General features: G+C 57.4%; 19 protein-coding genes and 3 tRNA genes. 9 read left to right on the forward strand and 13 right to left on the reverse strand.

Features of this window, described 5'->3' with window-relative positions; all coding sequences use genetic code 11:
• Positions 1-134: 134 nt before the first annotated feature.
• Together cheR and ACW9IR_RS19800 are read right to left on the reverse strand one after the other, a co-directional pair.
• Complete coding sequence (gene cheR, locus ACW9IR_RS19795; protein WP_007917583.1) at positions 135-962, reverse strand: protein-glutamate O-methyltransferase CheR; 828 nt, start codon at positions 960-962, stop codon at positions 135-137.
• A gap of 46 nt (positions 963-1,008) precedes the next feature.
• Entirely contained in the window at positions 1,009-1,941 is a 933-nt protein-coding gene (locus ACW9IR_RS19800; RefSeq protein WP_007917585.1) for a chemotaxis protein CheV, read from the reverse strand.
• 82 nt (positions 1,942-2,023) lie between these two features.
• Between ACW9IR_RS19800 and flgA the strand changes: the two genes are divergently transcribed.
• The 4 genes from flgA (at position 2,024) to ACW9IR_RS19820 (ending at position 4,611) form a co-directional block, all read left to right on the forward strand.
• Positions 2,024-2,785: a flagellar basal body P-ring formation chaperone FlgA gene (flgA, locus tag ACW9IR_RS19805; protein ID WP_095123060.1), complete on the forward strand. Its 762-nt coding sequence runs from the start codon at positions 2,024-2,026 to the stop codon at positions 2,783-2,785.
• Between the two features lie 148 nt (positions 2,786-2,933).
• Positions 2,934-3,260, forward strand: coding sequence for a flagellar biosynthesis anti-sigma factor FlgM (flgM, locus tag ACW9IR_RS19810; RefSeq protein WP_007960324.1), 327 nt, complete (start codon positions 2,934-2,936; stop codon positions 3,258-3,260).
• A 48-nt stretch (positions 3,261-3,308) separates the two neighbouring features.
• A complete protein-coding gene (locus tag ACW9IR_RS19815) occupies positions 3,309-3,776 on the forward strand; it encodes a flagella synthesis protein FlgN (RefSeq protein WP_095123062.1) in 468 nt (155 codons plus the stop codon).
• An 88-nt stretch (positions 3,777-3,864) separates the two neighbouring features.
• Entirely contained in the window at positions 3,865-4,611 is a 747-nt protein-coding gene (locus ACW9IR_RS19820) for a flagellar brake protein (RefSeq protein WP_095123064.1), read from the forward strand.
• A 72-nt stretch (positions 4,612-4,683) separates the two neighbouring features.
• On the opposite strand, the gene ACW9IR_RS19825 is transcribed toward ACW9IR_RS19820, so the two are convergent.
• The 4 genes from ACW9IR_RS19825 to ACW9IR_RS19840 all read right to left on the reverse strand — a co-directional run bounded on the left by ACW9IR_RS19825 (position 4,684) and on the right by ACW9IR_RS19840 (position 9,867).
• Positions 4,684-6,063, reverse strand: coding sequence for an MFS transporter (locus ACW9IR_RS19825; protein WP_095123065.1), 1,380 nt, complete (start codon positions 6,061-6,063; stop codon positions 4,684-4,686).
• A 68-nt stretch (positions 6,064-6,131) separates the two neighbouring features.
• Positions 6,132-7,373: a glutamine synthetase family protein gene (locus ACW9IR_RS19830; protein WP_457464797.1), complete on the reverse strand. Its 1,242-nt coding sequence runs from the start codon at positions 7,371-7,373 to the stop codon at positions 6,132-6,134.
• A gap of 200 nt (positions 7,374-7,573) precedes the next feature.
• On the reverse strand, positions 7,574-8,266 hold the full coding sequence (locus tag ACW9IR_RS19835; RefSeq protein ID WP_457464787.1) for a sensor histidine kinase: 693 nt from the start codon (positions 8,264-8,266) through the stop codon (positions 7,574-7,576).
• Positions 8,263-9,867 carry a response regulator gene (locus ACW9IR_RS19840; protein WP_457464788.1) on the reverse strand — a complete coding sequence of 535 codons (1,605 nt, stop codon included), beginning with the start codon at positions 9,865-9,867 and terminating at the stop codon, positions 8,263-8,265. Before ACW9IR_RS19840 ends, ACW9IR_RS19835 begins: the two co-directional genes overlap by 4 nt.
• A gap of 210 nt (positions 9,868-10,077) precedes the next feature.
• Here ACW9IR_RS19840 and ACW9IR_RS19845 point away from each other — a divergent pair, with 210 nt between their 5' ends.
• Positions 10,078-11,439: a lysozyme inhibitor LprI family protein gene (locus ACW9IR_RS19845; protein WP_457464790.1), complete on the forward strand. Its 1,362-nt coding sequence runs from the start codon at positions 10,078-10,080 to the stop codon at positions 11,437-11,439.
• A gap of 83 nt (positions 11,440-11,522) precedes the next feature.
• Here the strand turns inward: ACW9IR_RS19845 and ACW9IR_RS19850 are convergent.
• Positions 11,523-11,599: transfer RNA gene (locus ACW9IR_RS19850), tRNA-Arg, on the reverse strand.
• Positions 11,600-11,895: 296 nt separating this feature from the next.
• Here ACW9IR_RS19850 and ACW9IR_RS19855 point away from each other — a divergent pair.
• Both ACW9IR_RS19855 and ACW9IR_RS19860 read left to right on the forward strand, forming a co-directional pair.
• Positions 11,896-12,132 (forward strand): hypothetical protein, encoded by a 237-nt coding sequence (locus tag ACW9IR_RS19855; protein WP_095123075.1) that lies wholly within the window; start codon positions 11,896-11,898, stop codon positions 12,130-12,132.
• Between the two features lie 20 nt (positions 12,133-12,152).
• Positions 12,153-12,332 (forward strand): PA3371 family protein, encoded by a 180-nt coding sequence (locus tag ACW9IR_RS19860; protein WP_095123077.1) that lies wholly within the window; start codon positions 12,153-12,155, stop codon positions 12,330-12,332.
• Here the strand turns inward: ACW9IR_RS19860 and phnN are convergent.
• Positions 12,307-12,876, reverse strand: a complete 570-nt coding sequence (gene phnN, locus ACW9IR_RS19865) for a phosphonate metabolism protein/1,5-bisphosphokinase (PRPP-forming) PhnN (protein WP_457464799.1) — start codon at positions 12,874-12,876, stop codon at positions 12,307-12,309. The two genes, ACW9IR_RS19860 and phnN, sit on opposite strands and share 26 nt — an antisense overlap.
• A gap of 390 nt (positions 12,877-13,266) precedes the next feature.
• Here phnN and ACW9IR_RS19870 point away from each other — a divergent pair, with 390 nt between their 5' ends.
• Positions 13,267-13,593, forward strand: a complete 327-nt coding sequence (locus ACW9IR_RS19870) for an Arc family DNA-binding protein (RefSeq protein ID WP_003178899.1) — start codon at positions 13,267-13,269, stop codon at positions 13,591-13,593.
• A 125-nt stretch (positions 13,594-13,718) separates the two neighbouring features.
• Here the strand turns inward: ACW9IR_RS19870 and mgtE are convergent, their stop codons facing one another.
• On the reverse strand, positions 13,719-15,161 hold the full coding sequence (gene mgtE / locus ACW9IR_RS19875) for a magnesium transporter (RefSeq protein ID WP_016983964.1): 1,443 nt from the start codon (positions 15,159-15,161) through the stop codon (positions 13,719-13,721).
• Between the two features lie 321 nt (positions 15,162-15,482).
• Between mgtE and ACW9IR_RS19880 the strand changes: the two genes are divergently transcribed.
• Complete coding sequence (locus ACW9IR_RS19880; RefSeq protein ID WP_102900854.1) at positions 15,483-16,001, forward strand: cell envelope protein SmpA; 519 nt, start codon at positions 15,483-15,485, stop codon at positions 15,999-16,001.
• Between the two features lie 19 nt (positions 16,002-16,020).
• On the opposite strand, the gene ACW9IR_RS19885 is transcribed toward ACW9IR_RS19880, so the two are convergent.
• The 4 genes from ACW9IR_RS19885 to ACW9IR_RS19900 form a co-directional block, all read right to left on the reverse strand.
• Positions 16,021-16,097: transfer RNA gene (locus ACW9IR_RS19885), tRNA-Arg, on the reverse strand.
• A 107-nt stretch (positions 16,098-16,204) separates the two neighbouring features.
• Positions 16,205-16,295 (reverse strand) — tRNA-Ser (locus ACW9IR_RS19890).
• A gap of 62 nt (positions 16,296-16,357) precedes the next feature.
• Positions 16,358-16,546: a carbon storage regulator CsrA gene (gene csrA / locus ACW9IR_RS19895; RefSeq protein WP_002554426.1), complete on the reverse strand. Its 189-nt coding sequence runs from the start codon at positions 16,544-16,546 to the stop codon at positions 16,358-16,360.
• Positions 16,547-16,733: 187 nt separating this feature from the next.
• Positions 16,734-17,975 carry an aspartate kinase gene (locus ACW9IR_RS19900; RefSeq protein ID WP_008086083.1) on the reverse strand — a complete coding sequence of 414 codons (1,242 nt, stop codon included), beginning with the start codon at positions 17,973-17,975 and terminating at the stop codon, positions 16,734-16,736.
• Positions 17,976-17,995 lie beyond the last annotated feature (20 nt).

Below are 17,995 nucleotides of genomic sequence, written 5' to 3' on the forward strand. Positions count from 1 at the left end.
GATGCTGAATGTGCTACCGCTATCGCGAGCAGGCTCACTCCTACAGGGGTTTTGTGGTGTTAAGGAGAATTTCTTCGGGCACAAAAAACGGCAGGCCTTTGCGGGCCTGCCGTTTTTTTGTATTGCCGATGCAATCATTTCGCCTGGTAAATGATCCCCGGGCTGCACTGAACCATCTGGTAATGATCCGGCAAACCGTTCAACGCCTCGGAAGCGCCAAGGAACAGATAACCGCCCGGCTTCAACGTGCTGTGGATGCGCAACAGGATGTCTTTCTTCACTTCGGCAGAGAAGTAGATCAACACGTTGCGGCAGAACACGATGTCGAACTTGCCCAGCGCCGCATAGCTGTCGAGCAGGTTGAACGAGCGGAACTCCACGCGATTCTTGATCGGCGCCTTGATCACCCAGCGCCCCGGCCCTTTCGGGTCGAAGTAACGCTGCAGACGTTCCGGCGACAAACCGCGACCGATTGCCAGGCTGTCGTACTCGCCCGTCTTGCAGTTGGTCAGCATCAGGCCGGACAAATCAGTGGCAACGATCTGCACACCCATCTTCAGTTGGCCAAGGTTGCTGCGCTCGAACTCGTCGATCGACATCGACAGCGAGTACGGTTCCTGGCCCGACGAGCACGCTGCCGACCAGATCCGCAGACGCTGGTTGGGGCTGGCCTTGATCGCTTCAGGCAGCACCTTGTTCTTCAAGACTTCAAACGGATAGGTATCGCGAAACCACAAGGTTTCGTTGGTCGTCATGGCATCGACCACCTGCTCGCGCAAACCGCTGCGCGGCTGGGTCTGGATGCGCTGAACCAGCTCACCCAGGGATTTGATGCCTTGCTGCTCCATCAGTTTGTTGAGACGGCTCGAGACCAGGTACTGCTTGTTTTCACCGAGCAAAATGCCACAGGCTTTTTCCAGGAAGACCCGGAACTGTTCGAAATCCAAATTACCCGTAGACAATGATGCCGCCTCTTAAATCGTGTTGACCGCCAGGAGCAAAACGCTCCTAGCTGATATCTGCTGCTTTGATCCGGTCGACTACCCGGGATGCCAGGTCATCAGGGCGGAACTTGGCCAGGAAGTCATCGGCACCGACTTTCTTGACCATCGCCTGATTGAATACCCCGGACAACGAAGTATGCAGGATGATGTGAAGCTTTTGCATGCGTGCGTCGCCGCGGATTTCCGCCGTCAGGGTGTACCCGTCCATCTCCGGCATCTCGATGTCGGAAATCATCATCAGGAACTCTTCTTCCGGCTTCTTGCCCTCGTCGACCAGCTTGCGCAGGTAATCCAGCGCCTGCTTGCCATCGTTCAGCGCCACCACTTCGACACCGATCGTCTGCAGGCAACGCGTGACCTGCTTGCGCGCCACCGACGAGTCATCGACCGTCAAGACACGCAACGACAATGCCTTGGTCTGGGTCTCGACATCGACCACGCCCACCGAAATCGCTTCCGGTGTCGGCGCAACTTCCGCCAGCACTTTCTCGACGTCGATGATTTCGACTAACTGATTGTCCACCCGAGTCACAGCGGTCAGGTAATGATCGCGACCCGTGCCCTTGGGCGGTGGATGAATCTCTTCCCAGTTCATGTTGACGATGCGCTCCACCGAGCGGACCAGGAAACCCTGGGTCTTGGTGTTGTACTCCGTGATGATCACGAACGGGTTGTTCTTGTCTTTCAACGCTCCGGAACCGGTGGCCATTGCCAGATCAAGGATCGGAATGGTCGCCCCCCGGATATTTGCCACCCCGCACACGACAGGACTGGACTTGGGCATCAACGTCAGCGACGGGCACTGCAACACTTCCCGTACCTTGAACACGTTGATTCCGTAGAGCTGCTGACCGTCAAGACGGAACAACAACAGCTCCAGGCGATTCTGCCCCACCAGTTGCGTGCGCTGGTTCACCGAATCCATTACACCAGCCATGCCCAGACTCCTACACCAACGCCAAGTGTTGTTGCGACGCACATTCATTGCTAAACGGCACGGCGCTTGCTTTTTAACTCGTATGAACGCTCAAACGACATTTTTTCGACGCCTGACATCACCCCTTCGCAGAGGGCTTTGTGCTGCGGGCGCTATTTGCTGCTTTTTTGCTGGCAGCCCTGCCATTGCTGATGCGGTTACCTTGCCTGACATGCTTATCGGCGTCACTCAGGGCTTTCTTGAGTTCACCGTAGAAGACTATCTGGCTACCAGTCAAACGGAAGGCCGCTACGAAATCGAAGTAAACCAGCTCGACCCCCGTATGCGCATGCCTATGTGCGACAAGGAATTGACAGCCACGCTGGAGAGTCCGGCACGTCCGCTGGGCCGGGTTACCGTGAAGGTTCGCTGCGAAGGCGCCTCGCCCTGGACGGTGTTCGTGCCCGCTCAAGTCCGCCTGTTTCGCGAGATTGTGACGACCACGCGCCCGCTCAAACGTGCGGGGATTATCGAACCACAGGACGTGACTCTGCGTGAGCGCGACGTGAGCACGATCAACCAAGGCTTTCTGACCTCGGTAGACGAAGCGATCGGGCAGAAATTAACCCGACCAACGGTAGCCGATCAGGTCATTACCCTGGTTCATCTGGAACAGGCGGAAGTCATTCGCAAGGGCGATCAAGTGGTCATCACCGCCCGCAGCGGCACGCTCGCCGTGCGCATGCCCGGCGAAGCGCTGGCCAATGGCGGTTTGAAAGAACAGATCCGCGTAAAAAACCTCAACTCGCAACGGGTCATCAAGGCGCAAGTCACCGCGCCGGGCCAAGTGGAAGTGGCGATGTAGAAAACTGGCGCTGGCCCCGGCTGTTCCCTAAACTGTGCCGCAGCAGGACACGCGCCGGCGCATGCAAGGCTCATTGTAAATGTGCCTAAAGTTTTCCAGGGGATGGCCGAAAACATGGCAAGCGTCCAAATTCCCAGAGGTTTTTATCATGGTCATCGATTTCAGCCGTTTGAACAGCTCCTCGTCACTTACGGGCAGTACACGTACCAGCAACGCCAAGGAAACAGCCGAAACCGGCACCTCCGCGCCGCTGAATACCCCGGCCGAACAGGCCAGTACCGCAAAAAGCGGGGAATCGGTACACCTCAGCAATGAGGCTCAACAGTTGCAGAAGGTCACTGACAAGCTGCGCGATCAACCTGCTGTCGACAAAGCCCGTGTGGCCGAGTTGAAAGCCGCGATTGCCGATGGCAGCTATAAAGTCGACAGCAACCGTGTAGCCAGCAAACTGCTCAACTTCGAAGCCCAGCGCTAGGCCTTTGCCTGCGCCAGGCTTTTGGACGCTTAAAACCCAAGGCCAGCCATGCACGACACTAATTTATTGCAATTGATCAACGACGACTTTGCTCCAGCTCAACAATTGCTGGAGTTGTTGCAAACCGAATCCCTCGCGTTGCACGGTCGCGACATGCCCCTGCTGGAAGAAATTCTGGCGCACAAACAGGCGTTGATCATTCTGCTTGAACAGCATGGCCGCAAACGCAGCGAAATCCTCGCCAGCCTCAATCTGCCGACTGATCGTACAGGTCTTGAGCAATTGGCTGGCCAGTCGAGCATTGGCGAGCAGTTGTTGACGCAAGGCGACGCATTGACCGATCTGATCGCGCAATGCCAGGCCGCCAACCTCAAGAATGGTCAGTCGATCCAGATCCAGCAGGCCGCCACGGCTAATCAGCTGAAGATCCTCACCGGTGGTGAAGCGCCTGCGCTTTATAACGCCAGCGGTACATTTGCCAAACCCGCCACGCCGCGTCCGCTCAGCCAGGCATGAGCCGTTGATGCGCCAGCTCTATCAACCCGCGGAACATGCTGGCAAAATGCTGGCTAGTCGTCATATTTTGTCTGGAGATTGATAAACCGTGTCCAACGCCCTCAGCGCGGATGATGCTCCGCAGCCCCCTAAGGTGCTCACCACGCCACTGGAAATCTCCAGCAACCTGCGCCAGCTGCAAGAGAGCCACGATCCGCTGATCATTACCTTCCATGAGCGCAGCCAGCGCTTCCAGAGCTACCTGATCAAAGTCGACCGTGACAGCGCTTCGATCGCGCTGGACGAGATGATCCCGCGTGATGGCGAACGCTTTCTGCTGGCCGGCGAGCCGTTCAAGGTCGAAGGTTTTCACGACGGTGTGCGCATTGCCTGGGAATGCACCGGCACACTGAACATCGAAGAGTCCGAAGGTGATCGTTTCTACACCGGCGAACTGCCGACCGAAGTGGTTTACCACCAGCGCCGCAATGCTTTCCGCGCCGCGCTGAAACTGACTGATCTGGTCAGCGTTGAACTGGGCGGCGAAAAGCTCAAGGCGCCGATCAACGGCAAACTGCTGGATATCTCCGCGACTGGCTGCAAGCTGCGCTTCGAAGGCGATATCACTGACCGCCTGCAACTGGGCCAGGTCTATGACCGCTTGATCGCCCCGCCGCTGTTCGGCAACCAGCCGACCTCCGTCGAACTGCGTTATCTGCACTTCGAAGAAAAACTCAACATCACCTTTGCCGGCCTGCGTTTCCACAACATCAGTGGTCAGGCTGCACGCAACGTTGAGCGTTTCGTTTATCAGCTGCAACGTGAAGCACGCCGTTTCGATAAAGACGATATGTGATTCGCAGCGACCAACAAAAAGGGCAGTACCTGGTGGGACTGCCCTTTTTTATGCGCGGTGTTTTTGTTCAGTTCAGGGTCTGCCGCCACTGAGATCGGGCGCAGGATTATCGGTATCCGGTTCGCCTTCTGCCGCAGGCTCTGACGGCGTAGCAGGTTCAGGCTCGGGGTTTGCCGGCGTCTGCACCGGGTCCTGCACCATCTGCTCCTGCACCACTTGCTCATCTACGCGAGGGTCGAGGGCTGCCACCAGCGGCGAACTGGACATGCTGTCCGGCATAGCCACGTGATGCAGCGGCGCGTCGTCGACTTGATGCAGATTGGTCACCGCTTTCGGTCGGATCCGCCACACCAGTACCAGCGCGAAGAAGCTGAAGAACGCATACAGGCTCTGGCTGCCAAACAGCTTCATCAACACGCCCGCAAGCAACGGCCCGATGCTCGCACCGACACCATAAGTCACCAGCAGCATCGCCGTCAGCGACACCCGGCGATCACCTTCCACGTGGTCATTGGAAAACGCCACCGCCAGCGGATACAGACAGAACTGCACCAGCGAACAGAGAAAGCCAACCCCGAACAGCACCTCAAGCGGCACTTGCGGCAACACCGCCAACGGCAACGCCGCCACCGCCAGGAACCCGGCAAAGCAACGAATCAGCAGCGCCCGGTCGTAACGATCGGACAACCAGCCCAACGGCCACTGCACCAGCAAACCGGCAAAAATGCAGCTACCCATGAACAGACCGACCTGCTCGGTCGACAGTCCCTGCTGCGAGGCATACAACGGTGCCAGACCATAGAACGAACCGATGATCAAACCGGCACCGAGCACCGTACTCAGCGACTGCGGGACCCGTTTGATAAAGAAGCGCGGCTCCATCGGCGCCGGATGCAGGGGCGCCGGGTGAATCCGTCGAGTCAACGTCACAGGCACCAGACACAGCGCAAAGCACAGCGCGACCAGCATCAGCAGTTCCAGACCCAGACCGGGGTGCATGACCAGAATCAGTTGGCCCAACACCAGGCCAAGGTACGAAGCGATCATGTAACCGCTGAACACCAGACCTCGCTGATTGGCGTCCGCCTGCTCGTTGAGCCAGCTCTCGATGACCATGTACTGGCACATCATGCCCAGACCGACGATGGTCCGCAGCACCAGCCAGGCCGGCAGCCAATCGACCAGACCGTGGCCAAGCACTGCCGCCCCGACGATCCCGGCACACGCTGAATAAGCACGGATATGCCCGACCCGCGCGATCAACCGGTGACCGATCTTGCCGCCCAGCACCAGGCCGAAATAGTTGGCCGCCATCAGCGCACCGACCCAGAGGCCGTCGACGTTGTCAGCGGCCAGCCGCAAGGCCAGATAAGTGGATAGAAGGCCCGAGCCGATCAACATCATCAGCGAGGCGAAATACAGCGCTCGAAAGGATTTCCAGATTTGGCGCATCGGCGTTCCGAGCGGCTCCTTGCAGTAAATACCGGGCTATCAAACGATAGCCCGATGGCGACAGTTCGTCAGGCCTGGGCTGCTAGAACACGCCGTTCCCAGGGAGTGATTTCATCAAAGAAGCTGGTCAACTCCATGGTCTTCGAAGCGATGTAGCCTTCGATGAACTCCTGTCCGAACAGTTCCCTCGCCAATTGGCTACGTTTCAGACGCTCAAGCGCGGCGTGCAAGGTACACGGCAGCGAAAGATTGTCCGGCACGTCGAACTCACCCTGAATGGCTTCTGTCGGCTCCAACTCATGCTCGATACCATGCAAGCCCGCAGCCAGACTGGCCGCAATCGCCAGGTACGGATTGGCATCGGCGCCCGGCAAACGGTTTTCCACGCGACGAGCGACCGGCGAACTGGCGGGAATACGCAAACCGGCGGCGCGATTGTCATGGGACCAGCAGGCATTATTCGGCGACGCATAGGGGTGACACAGGCGCTGATAGGAGTTCACATTCGGTGCAAACAACGCGGTGAAATCGGCCATGCCCGCCTGCTGCCCAGCGATGAAGTGGCGGAACATCGCCGTCGGCTGACCGCTTTCGTCGCTGAAGACATTCTTGCCGCTGCCGATGTCGACGATGCTCTGATGAATATGCATTGAACTGCCCGGCGTGTGCGCCAGCGGCTTGGCCATGCACACCACGCTCAGGCCATGCTTGAGGGCGACTTCCTTGAGCAGGTGCTTGAACAGGAATGTCTGGTCGGCGAGCAACAGCGGATCGCCGTGCAGCAGATTGATCTCGAACTGGCTGACGCCCATCTCATGCATGAAGGTATCGCGCGGCAGGCCGAGGGCCGCCATGCATTTATAGACTTCATTGAAGAACGGCCGCAGACCGTTATTGGAACTGACGCTGAACGCTGACTGCCCCTCCTCGCGGCGACCATCGAGACCAACCGGTGGACGGAACGGCTGAGCCGGATCGCTGTTCGGCGCGAACACGAAGAACTCCAGTTCGGTGGCCACCACCGGCGCCAGACCGCGTGCCGCATACCGAGCGATGACCGCTTTGAGTTGCCCCCGGGTCGACAGATTGGAGCTTTCGCCGGTCAGTTCATCGGCGTCGCAAATGGCCAGGGCACGCGGCTCGTCACTCCATGGCAAACGATGGATCTGGGTCGGTTCGGCAATCAGCGCGAGATCGCCGTCATCGCTGCCGTAAAACCGCGCCGCTGGATATCCGCCCATGATGCATTGCAGCAGCACGCCACGCGCCAGCTGCAAACGCCGCCCTTCGAGGAAACCCTCGGCGGTCATCACCTTGCCCCGAGGTACGCCGTTCAAATCCGGCGTGACACATTCAATCTCATCAATGCCCGTCAGTCGCTGCGCGAGTGAACGCTGGCCATCGCTTGTCATGACGCAATCCTTGTTATTGTGCGAGCCGCGAACGGCGACCCGTACAAAATAGGCTCCGGCTGTTCGGAATATCAAGCAGCGTCAAACAAAAACCCGTGTCACGGCAGATAAAGGCTGAACACCCCGCCGCCGAGCGTTCCGCCGTTGCTGATTTCGGTGCGACCTTCGACGCCATTGCGCTGATGCAGCGCGGCGATGCGATTGGCGAAGTACAGGCCAAGCCCGGTGCTGCCGCTGCTGTGATTGATGCCCTGCACGTAATCGGCCTGACGCTCGAGCATCTCGGCCGGGTAACCGTCGCCGTCGTCGTTGATGCTCAGCACCAGTTGCCCGGCTTCGTCGCTGACGGTGATCAGCAACGATTCACGCGCATAACGAATGGCGTTGTTGATGCAGTTGCCCAACACCGAGGCGATCAGTTCGCGGTCGAAGAAGCCCAGCGGGCTCAGCGGATCGACTTCATAGGTGGCGATGATGCCGCGACTGGCGAACACCTCTTGATGCGCCGCCAGTTGCGCCTCGATGAAATCGTCGAGCTCGTGATAGGCCGGTTGCAGTGGCATCTGGTTAACGCCGAGCTTATACAGCCCGAGCAGTTGCACCAGCATGCCGTTGAGGTGGGCGAACTCGAAGTCGATCACGCCCTGCTCCGTGCCTTGGCGCTGGGCCTCTGGCAACCGCGCCAGCCACTGGCTGTGGGCCTGCATGAGCATGGCCAGCGAGTTCTTCATGTCGTGGACGGTGGAGGCGATCACCGTGGAAAAATCCAGAGCCTGCTCGTCTTGGTTCATTCGCCAAACGCCTTGCTTTTCAGCTTCTGATAACGCGCAAAACGCGCGTCGGTGTCGGGCATCAGGCCGACCATTTTCAGGCAAGCCCGACATTCTTCCAGCTCCGCCGACGGCACACTGGTGTCGGTGCCGTGGAGCAGCGACTGGGCCATGTTCAGCGCGATACTGATGTTCTTCGGTTGCATCTTCAGCGCCTTGCGGAAGACCTCGCGGGCCTCCACCAGGTTGCCGGTCTTGTAAACGCGCACGCCCTGACGGTTGAGGTCGGCGGCGGCGTTGCTGGAACTGAGGATCGTCGGATCATCGGTGAGCTTGGCGATGTCTTTCATCACCGCCGGGTCGTCGCCGTAGATTTCCGCACAGCTCTTGAGCATCGAAGTGCCCGCTTCGGCCTGACCGAGCATCTGCAACTGCTTGGCGACCAACAGCGCCGCCTCCGGACTCATGAATTGCTCCATACCGTCGAGGCGCATCATGGCTTGCTCGGTGAGCTTGTCGGCGGTTTCGGCATCGTTGAGCAACAGGCTGGTGGCCTTCATCAGGCGTGCACGAATCTGCAGGCCCGGATCGGTCGGATTCTCTTTGGCCACGGCGCTGAGGGTGGTGTTGATCTCCAGCCGCGTGCGCGTGTCGAGCCCGCGATCGCTGCCCTTGCTGATCAGCGCATGGGCAAGACCCAAGTTGCTTTCCGGATCCTTGAAGCGCGACTGCGCACCCTGCGCCACCGCTTGACGATAGGCGCGCGAAGCGGTTTCGAAATCCTCGTTGGTCATCGCCAGTTTGCCGAGCAACGCCTGCCGACGCACCGCCAGCGGCGACAAGCGAATCGCCTCTTCAAGCACCCGTTGCGCGCCCTTGGTATCACCCTCAGCCACCAGCACATCGGCCATGCCGTCATACAGCGACGGCATCATCGGAAACACCTTCAGGGCTTTTTCGTAAACGCCTTTGGCCTGCGCAATCTGCCCGCGTTTGAACAACAACTTGCCCAACCCGGCAAACGCCCACGGCAATGGTCGATCAGCAATGATGCCGTCATAGAGACGCTCCAGCGCCTCGTTCTGATTGAGATCACGCAACGCATCGGCACGGTAACGCAGGCACAACGGCGAATAACGAATGTCCTGCTTGCACAACGCGATGCAGGCGTTAAGTACCTCAACCGGTTTGCCACGGTCGAGCGCTTGCAGAATCGGTTTGAGCAAGGTCTTGCGCTGCTCCAGGCGCTCCAGGCGCTGGGCCAGGCCGGAACGGTTGAAGGGCTTGGTCAGGTAAGCATCCGGCTCGTGCTCCAGAGCACTGAGCACCATCGCCTGACTGGTCTCGGCAGTGACCATGACAAACACCGCTTCATGGCTGATCAGCTTTTCCAGCATCAGGTCTTCAAGCACCTGCTGGCCGTTCTTCTTGCCGTCGCCGAGATGGAAATCCTGCAGGATGAAATCGTAGGACTTCTGCGCACACATCTTCAGCGCCTGCTCACCGGTGTCGGCGGTGTCGACGTCCTTGACCCCAAGCTCACGCAGCATCGAACGGACGGAACTGCGGAAATCCGAGAAATCATCGACGATCAGAAAACTCTTTTGGTGATACGACAGCATCGAAGATTTCCAGGCAATTGAAGTGAGGGCAATTTCAGGCGCGCAGATGATAGCTGCCGGCCAAATGCTATCAAGCTAATTCACGCGACTTTTAAGTCACCGAGTGGGTTATCGGCCACAAGTGGCGTTCCCTGAAGCCGGCGCTTCAAGATTCGTCGTTCTGCGATTACTCTGCGCGGCTTCTTACCTTTCCACTACAAGGTTTATCTCGTGTACATCAAAGGACGTTGCATCGTGTCCGCCTGTGCGCTGCTGTTTTTCCAGCAGGCGATGGCGGCCGGAATGGATTGTGCGAAAGCGGTGAGTGCGGTTGAGAACGCTGTTTGTGCGGATAAAGGGTTGTATGCGCTGGATACGCAGATGGGCGCTACCTACAGCAAACTCATGAGGTCCATGCCAGATGAAAAGGCCGAGCTAAAAAGCACTCAACGCCTTTGGCTAAAGGACCGCAACCAATGTGCTGAGGATGTCAGTTGCCTGAACCAGCGTTATCGCGAACGCCTGGAATCGCTGCAAGCGCAATGGATCGATACGCTGGCGTATTCGCCCGACGAGATAGACAAACAAGTGATGGCGCAACTGCAGCAGCGTATTGAGGCAGCGCGCAAGGTTGATCCCGAGTTTGCACTGGAGAAGACCCTTGACGCATTCACGGTAAGCCTCGATAGAACGTCTTTTGCCGCCATCCCCGATGACGATGAGCAAACGCACTTTCCCGAGACGATTCCGAATGGGGTGAGTCAGGATGAATGGAAGGCATTGACTGCGTCCAGCATCACGGGGGCCGCCGACACAGGCCAGACGACTTATATCCTCACTGATCTGGATGGCGATGGGCTGCGCGACCTAATCGTTGAAACGTATTCCGGCGGTACAGGGTTGTTCTCGTATACCGAAACCTGGCGCGGTACGGGCACCAGGTTCACCAGACGTGGCGCCAAAGCGGCTCCCGAAGCCAACGCCGAGACAACCCTTTTCTACACCAATGATCGCGGCGCCAACCAAGCGGTCAACTGGATCAAAGTGCATGGAAAAATCTACGCCGCCTACCGAGACAGCGCCTACGGTGTTGATAAGGTCTATCTGCTCAATCCCCTGCAGATCAACCGTCAGGTCCCGACGATAACGGTGCAGTATCGTTATCAACTGAACGTGCCTCGCACGCAGGCGAATCAGGACAATCCAACAGCCTATGAACTTGAACCTGCGGTGCAAAAGGCGCTCATGCAAGGCCTGACCAAGGTAGGCAATAACGAAACAACGAGCTCCAAACCGATCTGCCCAATCCCTCCGTCAGGCCCCGGGGACGAGGACTATTACAGTTACGGTGCAAGTTATTACGCGATTGAACCGGTCGCTGACGTTCCGGTGATCCTTGGCGATGACTGCTTTATCGCCAGACTGATCAACTGGTATGGCACCTACGATGAAAAAGACGGGCTGTTCGCTCAACTGACCCTGCGTAAACCGGGGTCTGAAGAACAGGCACAAAGTTACACGGTCAATGGCCGCCGCCACATCACCCAAGTCAGCACTTCGATAGGCAAGGCTGAGGGTGGCGCGGCGAACTAGGCAGCGCTGAATGAAATGAAAAAGCCCCGGCAGATCGCTCTGCGCGGGGCTTTTTTTGCGAGCTTTTGTAATGCTCTGAATGATGGTGTCCCAGGGCAGGTTCGAACTGCCAACCTTCCCCTTAGGAGGGGGATGCTCTATCCAATTGAGCTACTGAGACACTGAGTTTGTCGCGGCCAGAGACGGCGCGACGGACGGCGTGCATGTTAACGGCCGGGCCCTGATTTGTCATGTCATCCGTAGGGCTTTTTAAGTGTAGGCAGGCGTCCTGCAATGCTGCGGGAAGATTTACCGTGCATTTTGCACTCCCCCAAAAAGCCATCATTGCAGATTGCAACCCGACGCCTTGGAAAAACCCTTCCAAATGCTTGTTTTTAAAGGACTTAACAGCGGTTAGACTGTTGGCACGACAGCTGCTTTGCCTGTTCCATAGAAGAACAATCGGAGCAGCGCCCCATGAACAGCACCCTCTTGCTCGCAAACGCAGCCGCATTGGCGGTTCTGCTGGGTTTTCACTTTGTCCCACAGGGTGCTGCGCCGGAATCGGTGGCGCAGCGCATGCCGCATTACTTGCAGGTGCAGAAGGCGCCGCAGTTGGCGGTGCTGAATGATCAGGGCGGCGTCGCCCGTAAAACCGTCAGTGAACCTGGGCAGGCACTGCCGGCGGACGCTGGCGAACGTCTGGTTTTTTGAAATATCTTCAGGAGTACAGCATGTCCAAGTCAGCTGCAGGATTTCTGATCCTCGCCTTATTGAGTGGCGTTGTGCATTTTGCGCTGTTCGAGGACACCGGAATTACCCTGCCGTTGATTGGCTGCGGTGTGTTTGCGGTGTTGTTCGTATTGGCACTGGTTGCCGGCCGCCGGATCAAGTTTGATCCGGTGTTGCGTTGAGTCGGATCAGCTCAAGCAATTGATGAACGGCGGCCGCCAGGTCGCCGGAATTATCGATCAGGTGCACCGGCGCGTCACTTGATCGCCTGTCCTTGAAGAGCGCGTTGCGGGCGAGTCTGGCGTCGATCTGTTCCAGTGTCTCTCGGCCACGGCGCAGCAAGCGTTCGCGCAAGACCTCATCTTTGACTGTCAGCAGAACCGGCAACAGCGTCGGGTAGCTTTCCATCGCCTGACGCAGATTGGCACGCGAGCCGTTCACCAGCACATCGCGCCCCGAACGCAACCATTCGTCCATTTCTCTGGGAATGCCATAGGCCAGGCTATTGGCTTGCCACGCCAGGGAAAACTCGCCGGCGCGCTGACGTCGTTCGAACTCTTCAGACGTAACGCCGATAGCATCCTCACCCACCGACTCCGCTGATCGGGTAATCACCCGACGCATGATCTCGCAGTGCCTCGCCCGCAATGGCTCACGCGCGGCCTCGATCAGGCTGTCCTTGCCTGAACCGGACGGCCCCATCAGATAAATAAGCCTGCCATCCATCCTGAAAAAGCCCTCGGGCACGTGTCTGCCCCTAGTAAATCGGCAAATTGCCACTATTCTGTACAAGGTAAGGAACAAGGATCGAAAGCCGCATAGCATGCACGTTCTGACGCCTTCGGGCATCAATTGATAGGCATCAGGAAGCGGTCAGTGACGTGGTCGAAGGAAAAGTTTTCCAACCAGTCCGCATTTCTGATAATTGGTGCTGGCATTACGCCTTTACCCGGCTCAATATTTGTCACAGAATTGACGCCAATGATCTGGCAATTTTGAGGCATGATGCCGGCCTCTTAACAATTCAGGTTGAACCATTTGGCGCGGATGCTTGTCCTACCACACATCCTGCGGCCAATCCCGAGAACCGCTCCCCTGAACTAACCGGTTAAATATATGCGCCCATTGAAACAGGCAATTTATTCCAGCCGTACGGCTGACAAGTTCGTCGTACGTCTGCCAGACGGAATGCGTGAACGCATTGCCGAGGTGGCTCGCAATCATCATCGCAGCATGAACTCCGAGATCATTGCGCGCCTTGAGCAGAGTCTTATTCAGGAAGGTGCATTGGGCGAAGAGCTGAGCATGCGCCTGGACAGCCCGGAGCTGTCGCTTCACGAGCGCGAGCTGCTGCAACGCTTCCGTCAGCTGTCCCACCGTCAGCAGAACGCGTTGGTGTCCTTGATCGCCCACGACGCTGAAATGGCCGCAGACGCGTCCTGAGCCGTACCGAACACCTCAAGCCAGCATGATTGCTGGCTTTTTTTTGCCTGCGATTTGAGGGCTGCACAGATAAAGCTACACGCATAAAAAAGCCCGCCAATCGGCGGGCTTTTCATTTAAGCGGATCAGAGCAGGAAGATTGTCGCCAACCCCAGGAAGATGAAGAAGCCACCACTGTCGGTCATTGCCGTGATCATCACGCTGGCACCCATGGCCGGGTCGCGGCCCATCTTGGCCAGGGTCATCGGGATCAACACCCCCATCAACGCCGCCAGCAACAAGTTGAGCGTCATCGCGGCCGTCATCACCACACCCAGCGACCAACTGCCGTAAAGCAGATAAGCGACCACACCGATCACGCCGCCCCAGACCAGACCGTTGATCAACCCGACTGCCAGCTCTTTACGCATCAGACGTGAAGTATTACCGGTGCTGACCTGGTCAAGCGCCATGGCGCGAACAATCATGGTGATCGTCTGGTTACCCGAGTTACCGCCAATACCGGCCACAATGGGCATCAATGCCGCGAGCGCTACCAGCTTCTCGATCGAACCTTCAAACAGGCCAATCACACGTGACGCGACGAACGCGGTGATCAGATTGATCGCCAGCCACGCCCAACGGTTGCGCAAGGATTTCCATACCGAAGCGAAAATATCTTCCTCTTCACGCAGACCCGCCATGTTGAGGACTTCACTTTCACTCTCCTCACGGATCAAGTCGACCATTTCATCGATGGTCAGACGGCCGATCAGCTTGCCGTTCTTGTCGACCACCGGGGCCGAGATCAAGTCGTAACGTTCGAACGCCTGAGCGGCATCGTAGGCGTCTTCGTCCGGGTGGAAACTTACCGGATCGCTGGCCATGACATCTGCCACCTGCTTCTCCGGGTCGTTGACCAGCAAACGCTTGATCGGCAGCACGCCTTTGAGCACACCGTCGTAATCAACTACGAACAGCTTGTCGGTATGACCGGGAAGCTCTTTGAGACGCCGTAGATAGCGCAGCACCACTTCGAGACTGACATCCTCACGGATCGTCACCATCTCGAAGTCCATCAGCGCACCGACCTGCTCCTCGTCATACGACAAGGCCGAACGGACACGTTCGCGCTGCTGGTTATCGAGACTCTCCATCAGCTCATGGACGACGTCTCGCGGCAGCTCGGAGGCCAGGTCAGCAAGTTCGTCGGCGTCCATGTCCTTGGCGGCAGCCAGGAGCTCGTGATCGTCCATGTCGGCGATCAGCGTTTCACGAACGGAATCGGATACTTCGAGAAGAATGTCGCCGTCGCGATCGGCCTTGACCAGTTGCCAGAGCGTCAGACGATCGTCCAGCGGCAAGGCTTCAAGGATATAGGCGACGTCGGCGGAGTGCAGATCATCGAGCTTGCGTTGCAACTCGACGAGATTTTGCCGGTGAACCAGGTTTTCAACCCGGTCGTGATGCGCGCCTTCCTGGCGATGAGTCAGGTCTTCAACGACGCGCTGACGCTGCAGCAGCTCGACGACTTGCGCCAGGCGATCCTGCAGGCTTTCCTGTGTTTTCTTTACTTCGATTTCAGACATAGGCGAACTCCACTCCCAGCAGCGGGGCACGCCGGAAGGATCAATCAGTCAATTCATGATTGGTGAAACGGGGTACTGAGTAACTACTGGGTAAGTCCATGGAGGTATTCCATAAGCCCCGGCGGGGCTGACGGGCGCAATGATACACCGCCTGACGGTTTTAAACGTTAAAAAATCACGGCCGAAACAAGCGCTTGCGAAACAAACCTGAGCACCGTCCTGATCCGTGCAAATGCGACGACTCATCCTGAAAAGAAAACACACCGGCAGTGAAAAATGTAGCGACTACCCTTTAGCGTAGATCGTCATGGAGGACGTCGAATGCCATTGAAATCATCATTGCCTTTACTCACCTGCCTGCTTTTCCTCCCGCCTGCCGAGGGCGCTGCCACCCTTCATCGCTGCGAAGCCATCGACGGCAGCATCACCTTCACCAGCATGAGCTGCGCGAGCGGCGAACAGCGGTCCGTGCAGGCAGTCCATCCTTATATGCCCGGGTCGGTTGTGGCGGTGATGCCGGAGCACAACCACGAAGAAATATCCGGCATGAAAATCAAAGGACGCGAACCTGGCGTTGCTGGCACCGTCGAAGACCCGTGTGGAAACCTGATCGATGCCAGACAACGTCGCGAAGCGATCATCAATCAACGCGTGATTGCCGGGATGACTCAGCAGGATGTCGAAAGCGCGCTGGGCAAGCCGGACAAGGTGAATATTCGGACATCGACGACGAGCTATCGCTATGACCTCAAGCGAGGCCGAAGTGCTCAAGTCGATTTTGATGAGAGGGGCTGCGTGAAAGGAAAAGCCAAATCCCGGACAGCAAAAAGCCCGCGTTAAACGCGGGCTTTTCGGTATATGGTGCACTCGACAGGATTCGAACCTGTGACCGCTCGGTTCGTAGCCGAGTACTCTATCCAGCTGAGCTACGAGTGCATTTGTTGCGCCGCATTATAGCCCGTCTAATCTCTATTCCAACCACTTTTTCTAATAAATTCAACAACTTACAGAAAAAGCCAGATTACGACGTACTAAGCAAATAATGGCGGAGAACGGGGGATTCGAACCCCCGACACCCTTTTGAGGTGTACTCCCTTAGCAGGGGAGCGCCTTCGGCCACTCGGCCAGCTCTCCGCAACACGGGGCGTATCTTAACCAACCTTTTCCCCGTTTGCAAACATAAAAATCGATAAAAATTAATGGCTTGGTTCTTCGTCCTTCTCTTTCTTTATACGCAGGTAAATTTCCTCACGGTGCACGGCAACCTCTTTCGGGGCGTTGACGCCGATACGCACTTGGTTTCCTTTAACGCCGAGCACGGTCACGGTGATTTCGCCATCACCGATAATCAGGCTTTCTGCGCACCGACGAGTCAGAATCAGCATACCTTTCTCCTCACGCAATTCAGTTCAGGGACAACAGTCTGCAAAAAAAAGGCACCCGACCTACAACCGGAGCGATCGTAGCCCTACATGCCTGAGTATTGACCAGCGCGAGCAAAAGAACAGTTCAGGGCTCGCGCCATTCAAAAAATAAAGGGCGCGGTCAGACCGCGCCCTTCAAGAAACGGAATTACTCGCCTTGACGGGCCGGAGCATCCAGTTCGAAAGCCGTGTGCAGGGCGCGCACAGCCAGTTCCAGGTACTTCTCTTCAATCACCACGGAAACCTTGATTTCCGAAGTCGAGATCATCTGGATGTTGATGCTTTCCTTTGCCAGGGATTCGAACATGCGGCTGGCCACGCCTGCGTGGGAACGCATGCCGACGCCGACGATCGAGACCTTGGCAATCTTGGTGTCGCCAACCACTTCACGGGCACCGATCTCGCGAGCGGTGTTTTCCAGCACGGTCTGTGCGGCCTGATAGTCGTTGCGGTGCACGGTGAAGGTGAAGTCGGTGGTGTTATCGTGCGCAACGTTCTGCACGATCATGTCGACTTCGATGTTCGCGGCACTGATCGGGCCGAGAATCTTGAACGCCACGCCCGGGGTGTCTGGCACGCCACGGATGGTCAGCTTGGCTTCATCGCGGTTGAAAGCGATGCCGGAAATGATCGGCTGTTCCATGGTTTCCTCTTCATCAATAGTAATGAGGGTGCCCGGACCCTCCTTGAAGCTGTGCAGTACGCGCAGCGGAACGTTGTACTTGCCGGCGAATTCCACCGCACGGATCTGCAACACCTTGGAACCGAGGCTGGCCATTTCCAGCATCTCTTCAAAGGTGATCTTGTCCAGGCGCTGAGCGACTGGAACCACACGCGGGTCGGTGGTGTAAACACCATCAACGTCGGTGTAGATCTGGCACTCGTCAGCCTTCAACGCGGCAGCCAGTGCCACGCCGGTAGTGTCGGAACCGCCACGACCGAGGGTGGTGATGTTGCCGTGCTCGTCGACGCCCTGGAAACCGGCGACAACCACCACGCGACCCGCTTTCAGATCACCGCGAATCTTCTGGTCATCAATCTGCAAGATACGCGCTTTATTGTGCGCACTGTCGGTCAGGATCCGCACCTGATTACCGGTGTACGAAACCGCTGGCACACCGCGCTTGATCAGCGCCATGGCCAACAGGGCAATCGTCACCTGCTCACCGGTGGAAACGATCACGTCCAGTTCACGCGGAACCGGTTGGCCATCGCCACTGATTTGCTTGGCCAGATCGATCAGACGGTTGGTTTCGCCGCTCATTGCAGACAGCACAACCACCAGGTCATCGCCGGCATCGCGGAATTTCTTAACCTTGTCGGCGACCTGCTCGATTCTCTCGACAGTGCCGACCGAGGTGCCTCCAAATTTCTGTACGATCAAAGCCATTTCAAAGCCGCCTCTGCCCA

The organism is Pseudomonas sp. SDT291_1_S447, assembly GCF_054070155.1.